Below are 17,082 nucleotides of genomic sequence, written 5' to 3'. Positions count from 1 at the left end.
GCCGGCGACGCATGCCGTGGCCATCGGTGTCGTAGCCCTTGATGCCGAAGCCCTCGATGCCGGAGGTTGCCGATGACCCCCCGAACGCGTGCCACGGTCATCCGTGTTCTGCCGGCCCTGCTGCTCGTCTGCCTCGCCCTTGCCGGCCCCTGGCTCGCGCCCCACGCAGTCGACGCGCCGGTCACCGCGCCGTACGGGGAGCCGGGCGCCGATGCCGTGCTCGGCGGCGACCAGCTCGGCCGGGACGTGCTCACGCGGCTGCTGGCCGGCGGCCGGGAGCTGGTGCTGTCCTCGCTGCTCGTCGCGGTGCTCGTCACCGGCAGCGCGGCGGTCCTCGGCGCGACAGGCGCCCTGCGGCCGCGCGTCGGGCGCCTGGTGGAACGGGTCGCCGACGTGCTGATGCTGCTGCCCGCCGTGCTGGGCATCCTCCTGGTCACCCTGTCGTGGCCGGACGGTGGCCGGCTCGCCGTCATCAGCGCCGCCGTACTGCTCGGGGTGCCGTACGCGGTCCGGCTCGCGGCCGGCGCGGTGGCACCCGTCGCCGCCTCCGGATACGTCGAGGCCGCCGCAGCGGGCGGCGAGCGCCTCTGGCACCTCGTCCTGCGCGAGGTCCTGCCCAACCTGCGCGCCACCCTCCTCGCCCTGTTCGGACTGCGCTTCGTCGCCGCCGTCTACCTGGTCGCCACCGCCGGGTTCCTCCAGGTCGGGCCCCAGCCCCCGGCAGCCGACTGGGCGTTGATGATCCGCGAGAACTCCTCAGGCATTCTCCTCAACCCCTGGGCCGTCGTCGCCCCCAGCATCGCCATCGGCCTCCTCGCCCTCAGCGTCAACCTCGCCGCGGCGGCGATCGCCCCGCAGACGGGCCGGAAGGCGGTGACCGTTTCGTGAGCCACGGACCCGACCGGTACCGGGAGGACGACGGCAACTCGGCTCCCGACGGCATCGCGGCGTTTCCCGCCGAAGCGGCAGTCAGGGTCTGCGGCCTCACCGTCGCCGCCCCCGACCGCCGGTTGATCCTCGAGAACGCCGGACTCGCCCTCCACCCAGGGCGGGTCGTCGCCCTGACCGGACCCTCCGGCTCCGGCAAGACCACGCTGCTGCGGGCCCTCACAGGGCTGCTGCCGCCCGGCACGCGACGCACCGCCGGCCGGGTCGAGGTCCTCGGCCACGACGTGTTCGCCCTGCCGGATCGGGAGTTGCGCGCCCTGCGCCGCCGGCGGCTCGCCTACGTCGGCCAGGATCCCGGCTCGGGGCTGAACCCCCGCATGCGCGTCAGCTCGCTGCTCCGCGAGGTCGCCGACGACCGGAGCCCGAAGGCGATACGGACGCTCCTCGCCGAGGTACGGCTCCCGGACGACGGCGCCCTCGCCGCCCGTCGGCCCGCCGCACTGTCCGGCGGACAGCAGCGCCGAGTGGCCCTCGCCCGTGCCCTGGCCCGCCGCCCCGAGGTCCTGCTCCTGGACGAGCCGACCGCCGGACTGCACCCAGAAGTACGCGACGAGATAGGCGAGTTGCTACGGCACCTTGCCGCGGAGCACCGCCTCGCCGTCGCGCTCTCCTGCCACGACCCCGAACTCGTCGAGCGGATAGCGGACGAGGTGGTGGAACTCGGCACGCACGCCGGCGTGTATGCCGCCACCACCGTCACCGGGACAGCGGGGACCGTCGCACCCCGTACGGCCGAGGAACCGCCGCAGCGGCGGACACCCTCGGCCGCGGGCGAACCCCTGCTCGACGTACGCGATCTCCGAGTCGTCTTCGGCCGTCGCTCGGAGGCCCCCGCGCTGGACGGCGTCGCCCTCGCCGTCGCGCCCGGCTCGGCGACCGGGATCGTCGGGGCCTCGGGCTCCGGCAAGACCACACTGGTCCGTGCCGTCGTCGGGTTGCAGCGGGTCACCGCCGGCACGATAAGCCTCGACGGGGTGCCGCTCAGCACCGGCCTGCGCGGCCGGAGCCGCGAACAGCGGCGCCGGGTCCAGCTGGTCACGCAGAACCCGCTCAGTGCGCTCAACCCCAGCCGCACGGTCGGCGCCACGGTCGGCAGGCCGATGCGACTGCACCGGCGGTGCGGTGCGGGCGAAGTGGCCGCGCGCGTGCTGGAGCTGCTCGAACAGGTGGGTCTGCCGCCCGAGTTCACCGACCGCTATCCGCACGAACTGTCCGGCGGTCAGCGCCAGCGGGTGGCCGTCGCCCGGGCGCTCGCCGCCGATCCGGACGTCCTGATCTGCGACGAGGTCACCTCGGCGCTGGACTCGGCCACCGCCGAGGCGATCATGGACCTGTTGGTCCGGCTGCGAGAGGAGCGCGGCACGGCCCTCGTCCTCATCAGTCACGACCTGGCGCTCATCGCGGACCGCACCGACACGGTCACCGTCCTCGACGCGGGTCGCACTGTCGAGTCCGGCCTCACGGCATCCGTCTTCACCGCTCCGGGCCACGCGGCGACCCGGGCTCTCCTGCGGACCCCGGCGGGGATGACGTGACGTACTCGGCCTCTCGCCGGGGAGACGTCCCAGGTTGCACGCGGGGCGTCGAGACTCCGTCCCGGACAGCGGGTCGAAGCTCCTGCGCGGGGGAAGGGGGATCCGCTGCGGACGGGTTCGATCCCCTTTCCGAGCCGGTGGGATGAGCGTCCCGTACCCACGCCCACCTGTGCGGGCCGCGCCGGGGGCGCAGGGACGGGAGCACTCTCCTGACCAGCCGGCGGGGCGTCAGACCTCGCCGCGCAGGGCACTCCATGTGTCCTGGCCGACGATGCCGTCGACGGTCAGTCCCCTGTCGCTCTGGAACCCGCGTACGGCCGTTTCCGTGCCGGAGCCGAAGACGCCGTCGACGCCGTTGCCACCGATGCCGTAGCCGCGTTTCGTCAGCATGCACTGCACCTGGAGGACGCGGTTGCCGCTGTCGCCGTGCCGGGTGCGGCCGTTGCCGCGGTAGTGGGTGCAGTCGGTGTTCCAGGGTGCCGTCGCGGGCTCCGCGGAGGGGCTGCTCGGGGTAGGGGCGGGGCCGGTGGAGGCGCCGGGGCCCGCCGGTGGAGCGGCGGAGGTGGCCGTACCGCCGGCGGAAGGGGACGGGGAGGCGGTGGCGAGGGGGTCCTTGGTCTCGTCGGTGGTGCCGTCGGCGCGGGCCGCGCTGCCGCTCTCGGTGGACGTGCCGCCGCGGGTGCCACGTGTCGGGGAGGGGGCGGTGCCGCCGGGTCCGGAACCGGCGGGGACGGTCGCGGCCCGTCCGGGTGGGGGAGCGGCGGCGGGGGCGTCCTGACGGGTGAGGAGGTAACAGCCCGCGCAGATCAGGCCAAGGAGGAGGGCCGCGACGCCGGCCAGCAGCGGCTTGTGCCGCCGACGGCGGGGACCGGCGCCAGGGTCCGGCACGGCGGCGGAGGGGCCGGGCCCGTCGGACGGAGGGGGCGCAGGCGGCGGTGCCGGCGTCGGGCGGCCTAAGCGGGCTCTGCGGTCGACCGGCAGGCGGAACAGCGCGTCGTACGCCCGCTGTCGGGCCAGGACCCTGCCGCCCAGCGGCTCGGGCCAGCCGGGCGGGCCGGCGTGCCGCGCGGCCGTCGCGAGGAGTTCCGCCGGGGTGGGGCGCCGCTCGGGCTCCTTGGCCAGGCAGGCCGACAGCAGCGAGCCGAGCGCCGGGTCGGCCGCGGCGATCTCGCCGAGCAGCTCCGGGTCGGGTTCCTCGAAGGCCACCCGGTGCATGACGTCGACACCGGTGCCATCGCCGAACGGGGCCCGTCCTGATGCCGCGTAGACCAGCGTTCCCGCCAGCGAGAACACGTCCGACGCCGTGTCGGAGTGGCCCGTCCTGAGGTGCTCCGGCGACATGTAGGCGGGCGTTCCCACCCGGTTGCCCGTGCCGGTGATCGAACTCGCGTCCACCGCCTTGCAGATGCCGAAGTCGATGACGTGCGCGCCGCGGACGGTGAGCAGGACGTTGGACGGCTTGAGGTCGCGGTGGACGATGCCCGCGGCCGCCAGTTCGCGCAGGGCCCGCGCGAGCTGCTCCGCCACCTGCCACACGGCGGCGGAGGCGAGGGCGCCGTCCTCCCGTACGGCCTCCGCGAGGTCCGGCCCGGGGAGGTACTCGGTGGCCATCCACAGCAGTTCGTCCCGGAAACCGGTTCCGCACAGTTTCGGCGCGTGCTGGGTGCGCAGCCTGGCGTGCACGGCCGCCTCGCGTTCGAACCGGCGCCGGAACCGGGGGTCCTCCGCGTACTCCGGCCGGATCACCTTCACGGCGACCAGGCCGGGGCTGTCGTCGACGGGGCGCGCCAGGTAGACGCGTCCCATGCCACCGCTGCCCAGCAGAGCCAACGGCACGTAGGGTCCCACCTGTTCGGGATCGCCCGGACGCAGGGGTGAGGCGCCTGCCTGCCGCAGTGCGGCGGCCTCGCTCGTCGCCGGGCCCGATGGCGACGGCCGCTGATCTGACACGGAGTTTCCCCGAAGTGGTATTCGACGTACGTCAGTTCGCGTTCAAGAGAAGACGAGGCTAGCCGAGCCCCGGCGCACGGTCAGGGTTTCCCTCACTTCCGCCGTCGGGTGCCTTCGGGGGAGGGTGCGGCATCTCCTCTCCCGAAGGCGAAGGCGAAGGCGAAGGCGAGTGGGGTGTGGGTCAGGGGCGGACCGCCTTGCCGCGGCCCCACGCCCAGGCGAGACGGTCGGCGCCGGACTGGTTGGTGGTCGCCAGCCAGGGGCGGGCCGGGTCGCCGGTCAGGGTCTGGAGGGAGTACGTGTCCCCGGTGCGCAGGCCCGGCCAGTAGACCGACCCCATCCTCAGCTCGCGGAAGGTGTCGGTGACGGCCTGCATGTAGTTGACGAAGTTGTTGTCCGGCGCCGGCCTGTTGTAGTCGAGGCCGGTGGTCATGTGGGCGCCGAACTCGTCGGCGACGGTCCGGTTCGCGCAGTCGCCGATGCGCACCTTGAGGTCGGCCACCCACTGGTCGTAGGTGGCGTACTCCTTCCAGAACCCGTAGTGGTGCAGGGACAGGTAGGTGCCCTTCAGGCGCGGGTCGGCGCAGACGCCGGTGACGTGGTCGTTGTAGCCGGCGCCGCTGACGAACACCCGGTCGCGGGGGACCGAGGAGTAGGTGTCCAGCCAGGTGGCGGCGAGGTCGGCCCACTCGGTGTCGGTGTAGCCGTGCGGCTCGTTCATCGGCTCGAAGTACACGTTCCGGTCGTTCCCGTAAGCCTTGACGACCCTGTCCCACATGGGCCAGTAGGTGGCCTGGTCGTCGATGAAGCCGTCCTTGCGGGGACCGGTGCCCTCCCAGTACGACAGGATGACCTTGAAGCCCTTGGCCGAGGCGGCGTCGACGACCGCACGGTACGACGTCCAGTAACCGCCGTTCACCGTGTACGGGTTGATCGGCAGCCGTACGGTGTTGGCGCCGAGGTTCGCGCGGAACGCCGATATCACCCGGCTCGACTTGGTGTAGGTCCGGGCGTAGCCGTCGGAGAGCGACAGGCCCGACAGGACGACCGGGTCGTCGGCGAAGTTGTCCCGCGGGTCGGCCCAGTTGACGCCCTTGAACTGGCTGGTGTCCATGCGCGGGGCGGCCTGGGCGGGGGCGCCGGCCAGGCTGGTGCCGGCTCCCGCGATCAGCAGGGCGAGGAGGGCGGCTCGCAGGCGGGGGGTCCGGCGGGTGCGGGTGGGGGTGGTGCGCATCGGCCTGGCCTTTCGGATCGGGGAGACGGTTCGGTTCGACGGCGTGGGGGGCTCGGTCTCTGGGCGCCTCTGCATGTTTACGTAAACATCAGCCACCGTGGCGTCCCGATGTTTACGTAAACATGGCGGCGCCGGAATCGTGGCACCCGCCACAGTGATCGTCAAGGTGTCCCACACGTGACGTCCTCGCTGGGCCGCCTCCTCGCTGGACCGCCTCCGCGCTGGGCCGCCTCCTCGCTGGGCCGCCTCCGCCGGGGGCGCCGACGGCCGGCGCCCCACCGCGCGCTCACCGCCGCCCCGCCTCGTCCCGCCCGCACATCCTCAGTCCGCCCGCTGCCCGTCCCGCCCGCGCATCCCCGCCCTCAGTCCGCCCGCGCCGCGGTCGGCGTACGCCGTGAGGCTGGGCCCGACCCGCCGCGCCGGGTCCTGACGGCCGCCTGGCCGGCGCGAGGCGACGGGGTCAGGCGGTCGCGATCGACTGCAAGGTGAGGGGCTCGACCTTGCCCTCCAGCATCGCGCCCAGGCCCTGGGCGGCGCAGATGTCGGGCCGATCGGCGATGTGGACCGGCATGCCGGTGGCCTCACGGAGCATCTGGTCGAAACCGGGCAGCAGGGCGGAACCGCCGACCATCATGATGCCGCGGTCGGCGAGATCGGCGACCAAATCCGGGGGGCAGTCCCGCAGGACCCGCCCGATGCCGTCCAGGACGGCCGTGAGCGGGGTCTCGATGGCATCCCGTACGGCCGCGGTGTCGACCTGGACGGACCGGGCCAGGCCGGTGGCGACGTCCCGGCCGTGGATCTCCGTGGAGGCGGGGCCGTGCGGGGTGAGGCCGTTGCCGGACAGGGCCAGCTGGAGCGGCCGTACGGACTGGCTCGGGAGCATCAACTCGTGTTCGTGGCGCAGGTGCTGGACGATCGCGTGGTCCACCGCCTCGCCGCCGACCGGAATGCGCTCGGCGGTCACGATGGAGCCGAGGGAGAGGACGGCGACCTGGGTGGCGGCCGCGCCGCACACCATGATCATGGTGGCTTCGGGCCGCTCCACGGGCAGCCCGCAGCCGACGGCGGCGGCGATGAGGGTGTCGACGAGTTCGACGCGCCGGGCGCCGAGCCCGACGAGCGTCTCGATCGCGGCGCGCTGGGCGAGCGGGTCGGCGTCGTGCGGGGTGCACGCGGCGGCCCGCAGAAACGGCTTGCGGCGCAACTGGCGGCGCATCTTGTCGCCGATCAGGTGCCGCAGCATGCGCTGGGCCATCTCGATGTCGACGACCGTGCCACCGGAGACCGGGCGGACGACGCGGATGTAGTGCGGCGTGCGGCCGGTCATCTTCTCGGCGAACTCGCCGACCGCGATCAGCGCCCCGGTGCGTGTGTTCACGGCGGCGACGGACGGCTGGTCGACGACGAGGCCGGCCCCCTTGACGTACACCCGCGTCCGCGCCGCTCCGAGATCGACGGCGAAGTGGCAGCGGCGCAGCTGCTCCAGACTGGCGGTCATGGCAGGTCCTCCCGAGAGCACAGACCGTGGCGGCCGCCGGGCCGGCGGGCCTTCTGGGAGGGCCGCCGGGCGGTGGCCCTCCTTCGCATCGTGCGGGGGCGGGAGGGCGGGCGCCCGCTGGAGAGGGCCGGGCGGGGAGCCGCCGAATGGGGGTTCATGGCCTTGTGCCCCGTGCGGGAGGTCTTCGGCCGCCCCTCCCCAGGGGTGTCGGCACCCTCACGGCAGGTCCGTGCGCACCACCCCCAGTTCCGCCAAGTCCTGAGGGCGTATGCGCAGTTGGCCGGCGGTCGCCTCGACCTCCTCGGGCGGCCGCTTCAGGATCGCGGCGGCCTGCTCCGGAGCGATCACCGAGAAGTAGCTGTCCGGCGTGACCCAGGTGCGGCCGGGCGCGGCCAGCGCCAGAGCGCCCCCGGAACCGCCCTCGCCGATCACCAGCGTGGTGACGGGCGTCCCGGCGGTGGCCACTACGCCGAACAGCTCGGCGATCGCCGCGCCCGCGCCCTGCCGCTCCGCCTCGGCGTCGTTGGCCGCGCCGGGTGTGTCCACCAGGGTCAGCACCGGGATGCCGAGCCGGTCCGCGAGCCGGATCAGCCGGGTGGCGGTGCGGTATCCGGCGGGCCGGGTCGCGGTTCCGGTCTGGGCGGCGTAGGCGACGGTACGGCCCTGGTGCTCGCCGAAGCCGCACAGCATGCCGTCGGGATCGGTGCCGCCGCAGCGGTCGCCGCCGATCTCGGCGCGCAGGGTGAAGTAGGCGTCCAAGTAGGCGTGGGCGCGGGGGCGTCGCGGCGACCGGGCGCGCCGGACGGCTTCCCAGCCGGTGGCCGGGAGGTCCGCCGCGCCGAGGGCACGGGGGACCGGAGCGGGCTCCTGCGAGGGGCGGGTCAGCAGCCGCAGCCACCGCCCCAGCGTCGCCCGCAGCGCCCCCGGTTCCACGACGGCGTCCACCGACCCCGCCGCGACCTGCGCCTCGGCGGTGTACGCGGCGGGGTCGGCGTCCGGCGGACGTACCCGCGACCCGGCGAAGCCGACCTGGGCGCCCGGCAGCGCGAGGACCACGTCGGCGCCGGCGCCCAGGGTGGCCCAGCCACCGCCGGTCGTCGGGTCGCGTACCACGGCGATCTGCGCCAGCCCGGCCTGCCGCGTCAGCGCCGACTGCCGGGCCACGCGCTGGAGCTGAGTGAGGGCGAGCATGCCCTCCTGCATCCGCGAGCCGCCGGTGGCGACCAACGGGACGACGGGCAACCGGTGTTCACGGGCGTAGGTGTACGCCGCCTCCAGCCGGTCGCCGGTGCGTTCGCCCAGCGAGCCGCCCAGGAAGCCGAACTCGAACGCGATCAGCACGGCGCGGGTGCCCGCGACACTGCCGGTGCCGCAGACCACGGACTCCGTCTCGCCGGTCCGCTCGGCGGCACGGGCGCGGGAGGTGCCGTAGCCGGGCCAGGACAGAGGACCGTCGGGTGCGGAACCCGCCACCGGGTACGGGAGTTCGGCGAAGGAGCCCGAGGAACCCAAGGGCTCGGAAGCGTCAGGAGAGCCGGGGACGCCGGGGGAGCCGGGGGTCCCGGCAGAACCGACGGTACCGGGGGAACCGGGGGAGGCGGGGGAGTCACAGACGAGGGCGAGGATCTCGCGCGCGGAGAGGCGAAGCGGACCACTCATGACGGCAGCGCCCTTTTCATGATCTTCCCCATGTCGTTGCGGGGCAGCAGGTCGAGGTAGCGCACCACGCGGGGCCGCTTGTGCGGGGCGAGCCGCCGCGCCACGTGATCGGCCAACTCGCCCTCGGAAGGCGGCGAGTGCCGGTCCTCGGGCACGATCCACGCCACGATCCGCTCCCCGAGGTCGGCGTCCGCCTCCCCGGTGACGGCGGCCTCCCGTACGCCCGGATGTTCCAGGAGCGCGTTCTCGATCTCACCGGCGCCGATCTTGTGACCACCGCTCTTGATCAGGTCGGTGGCCTTGCGTCCGACGATCCGGACGTGACCGTCACCGTCCCGTACCGCCATGTCACCGGTCCGGAACCACCCGTCGGCGGTGAACGCCCCCGCCGTGGCGTCCGGCCGGTTGAGGTAGCCGGTGAACAGGTTCGGCCCTCGCACCTGGATCTCCCCGACGCTCTCCCCGTCGTACGACGTGAGGGGAGTGCCGTCCTCCTCCACGAGCCGCAGTTCCACGCCCGGCAGCGGCACCCCGACCGTGCCCGTCCGTGGTTCGCCGTCGGCGCGCACGGAGGTGTTCATCAGGGTCTCCGTCATGCCGTACCGCTCGATGACCCGCTGCCCGGTCGCGGCCGTGATCCGCTGGTGGTCGTGCGCCGGCAGCGCGGCGGAGCCGGAGACGAGCAGCCGGGCCCGGCCGAGCGCCGCCGCGAGGCCGGGGTCGCCGGGGAGGGCCTCGGCGAGCCGGTGATACATGGTGGGCACCCCGAACAGCATGCTGGCGCCGCTGTTCAGCTCCCGGGCCACGCCCTCGGCGGAGAACCGCCCCAGATGCCGTACCGACCCTCCGCGCCGCAGCGGTCCGAGGACGCCCAGTACCAGCCCGTGCACATGGAACAGCGGCAGCCCGTGCACCAGCACGTCCTCGCCGGTCCACCGCCAGGCGTCGGCGAGCGCGTCCAGTGTCGCCGCGACCGCCCGCCGTGGGATGACCGCGCCCTTGGGCGGGCCGGTGGTGCCGGAGGTGTAGACGACGAGCGCGGGGTCCTCTCCGGTGACCGGGAGATGGTCCGGGAGCCGTCCGCCGGTGGCTCGCACGTCCACATCGACGCGCGGCAGGCCCCTCACGGCGGGCGGGAGTTCGTCTCCGGGGGCGGCCAGGAGGAGCGCGGGCGCGCTGTCGGACAGGATGTGCCCGAGTTCCTTCTCCCCGGACCTCGGATTGAGCGGCACCACCGGCACCCCGGTCTCCAGGGCCGCCACGACGGCCACCGCCGTCTCCAGCTCGGGCGTCGCCCATACGGCGACCCGCGCGCCGCCGCCCGGCAGCCGGCCCCCCAGCGAGCCCGCCGCGCGGGCGAGTTCCGCGTACGTCAGGGACCGCTCACCGAACCGCAGAGCCACGCGGTCGGACGGCGCAGCGGGCGGCGGCCCCGTCAGGGCCGGAAAGAGAAAGGACACCGGAACACTCCTCGGGCAGGGGACGACAAGGTCGTTCCTACCCCATGACCGGTCCGACCCGTCGGTTCCGGTTCCGGAGGTCGCCGCCCGTCACTTCCGCACCACGTCGGCCTCCCCACAGCTCACGTTGTCCGGTCCGCGGGGGACGCGGTCTGCGCACCCGCTCCCGTGTCCGTTCCGCCACCGATGCCGGACCTTCGCCGAGGGGGAAGGTCGAACGGGTTGCGGCGGCTGCGGGGGTGCCGGTTAGCCTGCGGGTCCGTGCGTAAGCCACGAGTAGTCACGGGGCGTCCCGACCTGTCACGAGGCGCTACGAGAGGTGACGACCCCGAGGGCGTCGTCACGAGAAGGGAGTCCCGCCGTGTCCCGAGTCGCCCTGGTCACCTATGATCCCCGTCCGGAGCCGAGCAAGGACCGTGACCTCCCGGTCCTGGTGCGGGCGCTGGAGGAGGCCGGGGCCGACGCGGAGGCGGTGTGCTGGGACGACGCCGACGCCGACTGGGCCTCCTACGACCTCGCCCTGATCCGCTCCACCTGGGACTACAGCTGGCGCGCGGCGGAGTTCACGGCGTGGGCGGACCGGTGCGCCGGGGTGACCCGCCTGGCGAACCCGGCCGCCGTGGTGCGCTGGAACACGGACAAGCGCTACCTCGGTGAACTCGAGGCGGCCGGCGTACCCGTGGTCCCCACCCGCTACCTCGCCCCCGGCGACCCGGCGGACCTTCCCGAGGACCGCGAGTACGTCGTCAAACCCACCTCGGGCGCCGGCGCCCGCTACGCCGCGCGCTACACGCCGGACCTGCACGACGCCGCCGTACGCCATCTCGCGCGCATGCACGAGGAAGGGCTGACGGCGATGGTCCAGCCGTATGTGCGCAGCATCGACATCGCGGGGGAGCGGGCCCTCCAGTTCTTCGGGGGTGGCCTGCTGCACGCCAGCCGCAAGCGGGCCGTGCTCGCTCGCGGAACCGCTTTCGACGCGGCCAAGGTGGCGCATCCGGGGCTGGAGCCCTGGACCCCGACAGCAGCCGAACTCGACGTCGCTCAGCGGGCGTTGGCGGCCGTGCCGGACGCATCCGAGTTGCTGTACGCGCGGGTCGACCTGGTGGACGGTGACGACGGCCGGCCACGGGTGATGGAGCTGGAGCTGGTGGAGCCGAACCTCTTCCTGTTTCTGCACCCGGAGTCGGTGCCGCGGGTGGTGGAGGCGATCCTCGCCGCGGCCGGCACCGGTCAGGGACCTTCGCGGACTACTTCCGCACCGCCGTCCGCTGAAGCAGCCCCCAGGTGAACTCGGCGGCCACCTCCCGTCGCACCCCCTCCCCGTCCGGCGCGCTGAAGGCCAGACCCCAGCGGGTGGGGGCCGAGCCCTCCAGCGGGCGGGCGGGGGCGAAGGCGCGGGCGGCCTCGTCGACCGTGCAGGACCAGGGGGTGAGGTCGTCGAGGGTGCGGAGGGCGGGGGCGGGAGCGCCGGGTGCGCGGACCAGCCACTCGTTCCAGACCGCGCCGTTCGGGGCGAGGAGGACCTCGAAGCGTAGGGCGGGCCAGAGGGGGAGCGGCCACAGCCAGGCCTCGCAGTCCAGGTCCCCGATGCGGCGCGCCGCCCGTGTCTCGGGGGCGCCGAGGACGGAGCGGTACCGGGAGGCGGCACCCCGGCCGCGCGGTGAGCGGACCATCGCCTGCCAACGCTTGTTGGCCTCCCGCATGTCGGTCAGGGAGGCGCCCAGCTCGCGGCGGGCGTCCTCCACCAGGTCCGGATTGTGGTCCGCCATGCGGCGCAGCAGCACCAGCTGGAGGTCGAGGGGCGTGAAGGGGCGGCCGGCGGGGCGCGTGTCGGACGGCATGCGATCCATCGTCGCCCACCGGCCGGGCGGCCTCACGGCGAACGGGTCGGCGAGCCGCCGGCCGACGGGGCGACGGGCGCACGCGAGCGGCGAGGCGGCGGCAGACTGCGGAGGCGGACGGGCCGCCGATGGGCGCTCCAGGCACGCGTCCCTCCATGGCCATTGCCCGGCGCCGCGCTCTATGACTAGCCTGTGTTCGTCATGCCGATCGTCTGTTGAAATTTCGAACGCAGGCCTGAGACGAACCAAGGAAGGGGGCCGGCCGTGGGACGACTCGTACCTGCCGTCACCCGGGCTCTCGACATCCTCGAGCTCTTCCTCGACGGGGACGGGACGCTGTCCGCCCCCGACATAGTGCGCCGGCTCCAGCTGCCGCGCACCACGGTGCACGAGCTGGTCACCACGCTCGCCGCCCGGTCGTACATCGTCACCGTCCCCGGACAGCCCGGACGCTACCGCCTCGGCGTACGGCCGTACCAGCTCGGCAGCCGGTACGCCGAGCAGCTCGACCTGGCCGCCGAGGGCCAGCAGGTCGCCAGGACCGTCGCCGAGACCTGCGACGAGACGGTCCACGTGGCGATCCTGGAGGGCGCCGACGTCATCTACATCGCGAAGGTCGACTCCACGCACGCCGTACGCATGGTGTCGGCGGCGGGCCGTCGCCTCCCCGCGCACTGCACCTCCGTCGGCAAGATGCTGCTCGCCTCCCTCCCCGACGCCGAGCTGACCGCGCGGATCCCCGACGACGCCGACCTGGTCGCGATGACGCCCAACAGCATCACCGAACCGGGCGCGCTGCGGGAGGCCCTCGCGGAGATCAGGGAACGGGGCATCGCGGTCGAGAGCCGCGAGTCCAACCCGGACGTCAGCTGCGTGGCGGCCCCGGTGCGCGACCGCACGGGCCGGGTCGTGGCCGCGCTGTCGATCTCCGTCCCCATGATCCGCTGGAGCGACGAGCGCCGCGTCGAACTGGAGCAGCTCGCCGCCAAGGGCGCGGCCGAGCTGTCCGAACAGCTGGGCTACCGGAGCCTGGCATGACCAACGTGTTCGACGTCGCCGTCCGCGCCGAGGCCTCCCTCGGCGAGGGCCCCACCTGGGACCCGGCCACCGGCCGCCTCCTCTGGCTCGACATCCTCGGCTCACGCCTGCACACCTACGAGCCGTCGACGGGCCGCCGCACGGTCCGCGTCACCGACCAGCACGTGGGCGCGGTCAAGCCACGTGCGGGCGGCGGCCTGGTCCTCAACCTCCGCGACGGCGTGGGTGTGCTGGACGAGGACGGGCGCTTGCGCTGGCTCCACCACGAGCCGGTCCCCGGCCGCCGCGCCAACGACGCGGCCGTCGCGCCCGACGGCTCGCTCTGGGCCGGCACGATGCGCTACGACGAGGCGCCGGGCGGGGGATCGCTGTCCCGCCTCACCGGGGACGGTTCGGTCACTGTGGTCCTCGACGACGTCGCCGTGAGCAACGGGACGGGCTGGAGCCCTTCCGGTGCGCTGATGTACTACATCGACTCCCCGACCCGCCGCGTCGACGTCTTCGACCACGCCGACGGCCGGGTGACGAACCGTCGCCCCTTCGTCGAGATCGAGGACGGCGCGGGCTTCCCCGACGGGCTGACGGTCGACGCGGACGGGTGCGTGTGGGTGGCGCTGTGGGAGGGGGCGGCGGTACGCCGTTACACCCCGGCGGGCGTGCTGGACCGCGTGATCGAGCTGCCGACCCCGAGGGTGACGGCCTGCGCGTTCGGCGGTGCCGAGCTGACGGACCTGTACATCACGACAGCACGGGTGGGCCTGGAGGCCCCCCACCCGCTGTCGGGCTCGCTCCTGGTCGTCCCGGACGCGGGCAAGGGCATGCCCCAACCGGCCTTCAGCGGCTGAGGGGGCGGGGCCGGCGTCGTGAGGCCCGGCGGGCGGCGGGCGGACGGACGGCCGGCCCTCGCTGAAAACCCGTGGACCACGAGGGAAGTCGACCGGACCGAGGGGGGAGTCGAATGCGCTCGGCGGGGTGCTTCGGGACTTGCGTGGAGCTGGGGGCCGGGACGTCACGGCGCCGGTCGGGACACCTCCTTCGCCTGGCTGCTGCGGTTCCTCAGCGTTTCGTGCGCCGCCGGTCAGCTCCAGCGAGGGTCTGGTAGGCGTCGGCGAGGCGGCAGAGGTACTCGGTGTCGCTGCTGAGGTCGTGGCCGCCCGGCGTGGTGGACGGGGGCACGCCGGGCGGTGCTCCCGTCTCTCGGGCGTGCAGGGCGGCCAGGATCTCGGCCGCTTCCTGCTGGTGGCCGTCGAGTTGCCCGGTGACGGTGACGGTGTCGGCCTGGGCTCGGTAGGGGCGGATCGCCAGGAGGCCGTCTCGGATCTCGATCACTCGCCGGTACAGCTGAAGTTGCGTGGGGAAGAGCCTCCGGGGATGCAGGGGGCTCGGACGTTCCAGGGCGATAGCGGGTTCGGCCCGGTAGAGGGCGGACCACAGAGGGGCGAGACGGCGATAGCGCCGGTACCGGCGCAGCCACCCCGCCGTGGCCGGTACCGCCACCCCGGCGAGCACCAGGAGATGAGCTGCGGTCGGCAGCGCCTTGCTCATGGCGAAGGACTGTCCCCAGGCGAAGTCGAAGGGGGCGCGGGCCGAGACGGCCACCGCGGTTCTGCTCGTCATGTAGGAGGCCGCCGCGCAGATCCCGACGACGATCAGTCCGAGGCCGAGACGGAGCGTCCGGTCCGGGACCGTGCGGAGTTCCCGCATGCAGAGGCAGCCGATGACGGTGAGTTCGGGGAACAGTGCTACGGCATAGGCGACGCAGTACTCCATGACCCAGGGCGACTGTGGCTCCAGATTCGGAGTGAGCGCGAAGAGGAGGCACATGACGGTGCCGGTGCATATGACCCAAGCCGTGTTCACCCGCGCCCGCGCCTGATGTCCGTGCAAGCGCAGGAGGATCTGGGAACCTGCCCAGGTGGCGACGAGCATGGCGACGTGGCCGGTGAGCCGCTCGATGCCGGCCAGGCCCACGACCCGCGTGAAACCGATCGCGGCGGGCGTGAGCAGCGTCTGCGAAACGGCCAGAGCGAGTACGCAGAGCCGCACCAGTCGACGACCTGGTGCCGGGCTCGGCCGCAGCCACAGCAGCATCGCCCAGGCGATCAGCGCCGGACCGTAGCGGCGTACCAGCTCACTCATAGTGGGGAGTGTCGTCCAGGGCGGAGCGCAGGCGGCCGGCGACGGATTCGTCCGTCCGCGCGGGGCGTGTGCGTTGCCCCAGCAGGGACGCAAGGAATTCCGCCTCGCGTTCCTCGACGCTTGAGTAGCCGGAGCGGCCCAGCACCCGCCGGACCATGGCCGAGTCGAGGTCGGGGAGCAAGAGTTGTGCCTGCTCGGCCGTACTGAGAGTGGCTGGGAAGTGGTCGCACAGAACGTGCCCGATCTCGTGCAGCACGATGTGGTCCTGGTGTGGCGCACTCGTGTGCTGCTCGTAGGCGATCAAGTCGGCGCTGTCGGTCGCGATCCATAACCCGCACACGTCGAACAGGCCGGGCACGGGCATGCGCCGGAGCGGCCGACCGCGCTGCGCGCTGAGCGCGGCGCACAGCGTCGGGAGGTCGAACGTGTCCGGCAGCCCGAGCTCGCGCAGCGCCCTGGCACAGCGACGCCTCAGCCGGTGCCGGTTGATCCGCGTCATCGGTCGGTTTCGCCTGCGGGATCGGGCAGCCCTTCGAGTTCACGGACGTGGTCGACCATGTCCCTGATCGCTCCGAGGCTCTTCGTGGACAGGCCTCGAGCGCGCAGCGCGATCTGCCGCACCGACGCGTCACGCAGCGCGGCGAGCAGGGCCAGTTCGGCGTCGATGCGCTCGGCTTCCGCATCGTCGAAGAAGTAGGCGGGTGGTACGCCGAAGAACCGTGCGAGTGCTTCGAGGTGCCGTTTGGTGGGGTTGTCGCGCAACCCCTTGCGGAGCTGCCACAGGTAGGTCGCCGAGATGGTGGGACCACCCTGGGCCTTGATCGCTTCGGCGACCTCCTCGAACGTGTACTCGTCGCCGTCAGACGAACGGCGAACCACGCTGAACAAACGGTTCACCTTCGCCGCCAGCGGGTTGTTGACGCTGCTGTCTGCCATTCCCTCAGTCTAGCGGTGACAACTGACGTGAATGAGATGTGCATTCTTTCTTTATCTCAGTTGACGGCCCCGGTGGTGGTCGTTACCGTTTCGCATGGCGGCCCGGGTCCGTTCGGTTCGAGCGCGGGGAGGTTGGTCGACCGGACGGGTGGGCTGTCGACAGTGTTGTCGCATCGACCAGGAGGTCTCTCTGTGAACCGCACATCTCGGACACTCGGCGCACTCGCCCTGGCGGGTTCCCTGATCGCTACCGGCATGACGATGGCGAATCCGGCGTTAGCGGCCGAAGCCGGCCCGCTCGCCTGTGCCCTCGGTGCCAATCCGCCCCAGCCGGGCGCCAACGGCACCATCGTCGGGGTGGGCAGCCGCACCGACTGCGGCTCCAGCCGTGTCACGCTGACGGTCAGGATCCAGAAGAAGAGGACCCTCCAGACGGACGTCACGGTGGGATCGCGGACGCACGCACTGTTCGGCAACGGCAACATGACGGTGATCGCCGGCTGCGACGGTAACGCGACCTACTACACCGAGACGGTCAGCTCGACCGGCAACAAGGTCAAGTCCGGCGAGCGCAAACTCTGCTGACCGACGGCCACCGGCGGCGAACGCGGGAATGAATGCTGCCGGCGCGGCATGCCGCACGGCGGTCAGTGGCGAACACGCCGAAGGCGGTCGGCGCCCGGTCGACCGTCCACCACCCCTTCCGGCAGTGGCGTGATGCCGCGCGTCGTGGAGGCCGTGCTGGAGGGCGCGACCGCGGAAGCCGCGACGTCGGGGCGGAGTCGACCTGTCCTTGGTCGGCATGGACTCCACCACCGCGGGCGCCCACTACGACGCT

15 protein-coding genes are annotated in these 17,082 nt (G+C 73.2%); 6 read left to right on the top strand and 9 right to left on the bottom strand.

Annotated elements, in window-relative coordinates; all coding sequences use genetic code 11:
* Positions 1-72: 72 nt before the first annotated feature.
* The gene (locus tag ACZ5Y0_RS01395; RefSeq protein ID WP_469126598.1) at positions 73-888 is read left to right on the top strand and encodes an ABC transporter permease; all 816 of its coding nucleotides are present in this window, start codon (positions 73-75) and stop codon (positions 886-888) included.
* Positions 885-2,483, top strand: coding sequence for an ABC transporter ATP-binding protein (locus ACZ5Y0_RS01390; protein ID WP_469126597.1), 1,599 nt, complete (start codon positions 885-887; stop codon positions 2,481-2,483). Before ACZ5Y0_RS01395 ends, ACZ5Y0_RS01390 begins: the two co-directional genes overlap by 4 nt.
* Before the next feature lie 228 nt (positions 2,484-2,711).
* Here ACZ5Y0_RS01390 and ACZ5Y0_RS01385 read toward each other — a convergent pair whose 3' ends face one another.
* The 5 genes from ACZ5Y0_RS01385 to ACZ5Y0_RS01365 all read right to left on the bottom strand — a co-directional run bounded on the left by ACZ5Y0_RS01385 (position 2,712) and on the right by ACZ5Y0_RS01365 (position 10,287).
* Positions 2,712-4,433, bottom strand: coding sequence for a protein kinase domain-containing protein (locus tag ACZ5Y0_RS01385; protein ID WP_469126596.1), 1,722 nt, complete (start codon positions 4,431-4,433; stop codon positions 2,712-2,714).
* A gap of 181 nt (positions 4,434-4,614) precedes the next feature.
* A complete protein-coding gene (locus ACZ5Y0_RS01380; RefSeq protein ID WP_469126595.1) occupies positions 4,615-5,667 on the bottom strand; it encodes a glycoside hydrolase family 5 protein in 1,053 nt (350 codons plus the stop codon).
* A 460-nt stretch (positions 5,668-6,127) separates the two neighbouring features.
* Positions 6,128-7,168, bottom strand: a complete 1,041-nt coding sequence (locus ACZ5Y0_RS01375) for a rod shape-determining protein (protein WP_469126594.1) — start codon at positions 7,166-7,168, stop codon at positions 6,128-6,130.
* 216 nt (positions 7,169-7,384) lie between these two features.
* Positions 7,385-8,827, bottom strand: a complete 1,443-nt coding sequence (locus ACZ5Y0_RS01370; RefSeq protein WP_469126593.1) for a carboxyl transferase domain-containing protein — start codon at positions 8,825-8,827, stop codon at positions 7,385-7,387.
* Positions 8,824-10,287 (bottom strand): acyl-CoA synthetase, encoded by a 1,464-nt coding sequence (locus ACZ5Y0_RS01365; RefSeq protein ID WP_469126592.1) that lies wholly within the window; start codon positions 10,285-10,287, stop codon positions 8,824-8,826. The genes ACZ5Y0_RS01370 and ACZ5Y0_RS01365 overlap by 4 nt, the downstream gene beginning before the upstream one ends.
* Positions 10,288-10,648: 361 nt before the next feature.
* On the opposite strand from ACZ5Y0_RS01365, the gene ACZ5Y0_RS01360 reads away from it, so the two are divergent.
* Positions 10,649-11,578 carry an ATP-grasp domain-containing protein gene (locus tag ACZ5Y0_RS01360; protein WP_469126591.1) on the top strand — a complete coding sequence of 310 codons (930 nt, stop codon included), beginning with the start codon at positions 10,649-10,651 and terminating at the stop codon, positions 11,576-11,578.
* Here ACZ5Y0_RS01360 and ACZ5Y0_RS01355 read toward each other — a convergent pair.
* Positions 11,538-12,140 carry a hypothetical protein gene (locus tag ACZ5Y0_RS01355; RefSeq protein ID WP_469126590.1) on the bottom strand — a complete coding sequence of 201 codons (603 nt, stop codon included), beginning with the start codon at positions 12,138-12,140 and terminating at the stop codon, positions 11,538-11,540. The two genes, ACZ5Y0_RS01360 and ACZ5Y0_RS01355, sit on opposite strands and share 41 nt — an antisense overlap.
* Before the next feature lie 255 nt (positions 12,141-12,395).
* On the opposite strand from ACZ5Y0_RS01355, the gene ACZ5Y0_RS01350 reads away from it, so the two are divergent.
* Positions 12,396-13,169 (top strand): IclR family transcriptional regulator, encoded by a 774-nt coding sequence (locus ACZ5Y0_RS01350; protein ID WP_469126589.1) that lies wholly within the window; start codon positions 12,396-12,398, stop codon positions 13,167-13,169.
* Positions 13,166-14,014 carry an SMP-30/gluconolactonase/LRE family protein gene (locus ACZ5Y0_RS01345; protein ID WP_469126588.1) on the top strand — a complete coding sequence of 283 codons (849 nt, stop codon included), beginning with the start codon at positions 13,166-13,168 and terminating at the stop codon, positions 14,012-14,014. Before ACZ5Y0_RS01350 ends, ACZ5Y0_RS01345 begins: the two co-directional genes overlap by 4 nt.
* A 211-nt stretch (positions 14,015-14,225) precedes the next feature.
* On the opposite strand, the gene ACZ5Y0_RS01340 is transcribed toward ACZ5Y0_RS01345, so the two are convergent.
* From ACZ5Y0_RS01340 to ACZ5Y0_RS01330, 3 genes are read right to left on the bottom strand one after another with little or no spacing between them, the layout of a single operon-like run.
* On the bottom strand, positions 14,226-15,308 hold the full coding sequence (locus ACZ5Y0_RS01340) for an MAB_1171c family putative transporter (RefSeq protein WP_469126587.1): 1,083 nt from the start codon (positions 15,306-15,308) through the stop codon (positions 14,226-14,228).
* Positions 15,301-15,807 (bottom strand): hypothetical protein, encoded by a 507-nt coding sequence (locus tag ACZ5Y0_RS01335; RefSeq protein ID WP_469126586.1) that lies wholly within the window; start codon positions 15,805-15,807, stop codon positions 15,301-15,303. Before ACZ5Y0_RS01335 ends, ACZ5Y0_RS01340 begins: the two co-directional genes overlap by 8 nt.
* Positions 15,804-16,244 (bottom strand): helix-turn-helix domain-containing protein, encoded by a 441-nt coding sequence (locus ACZ5Y0_RS01330; protein ID WP_469126585.1) that lies wholly within the window; start codon positions 16,242-16,244, stop codon positions 15,804-15,806. The genes ACZ5Y0_RS01335 and ACZ5Y0_RS01330 overlap by 4 nt, the downstream gene beginning before the upstream one ends.
* 192 nt (positions 16,245-16,436) lie before the next feature.
* Between ACZ5Y0_RS01330 and ACZ5Y0_RS01325 the strand changes: the two genes are divergently transcribed.
* Positions 16,437-16,829 carry a hypothetical protein gene (locus ACZ5Y0_RS01325; RefSeq protein WP_469126584.1) on the top strand — a complete coding sequence of 131 codons (393 nt, stop codon included), beginning with the start codon at positions 16,437-16,439 and terminating at the stop codon, positions 16,827-16,829.
* Positions 16,830-17,082: the final 253 nt, after the last annotated feature.

It is taken from the genome of Streptomyces sp. NPDC033216, from assembly GCF_055577115.1.
The sequence above is the reverse complement of the archived record's forward strand: the minus strand, read 5'-3'. Positions and strand labels throughout refer to the sequence as shown.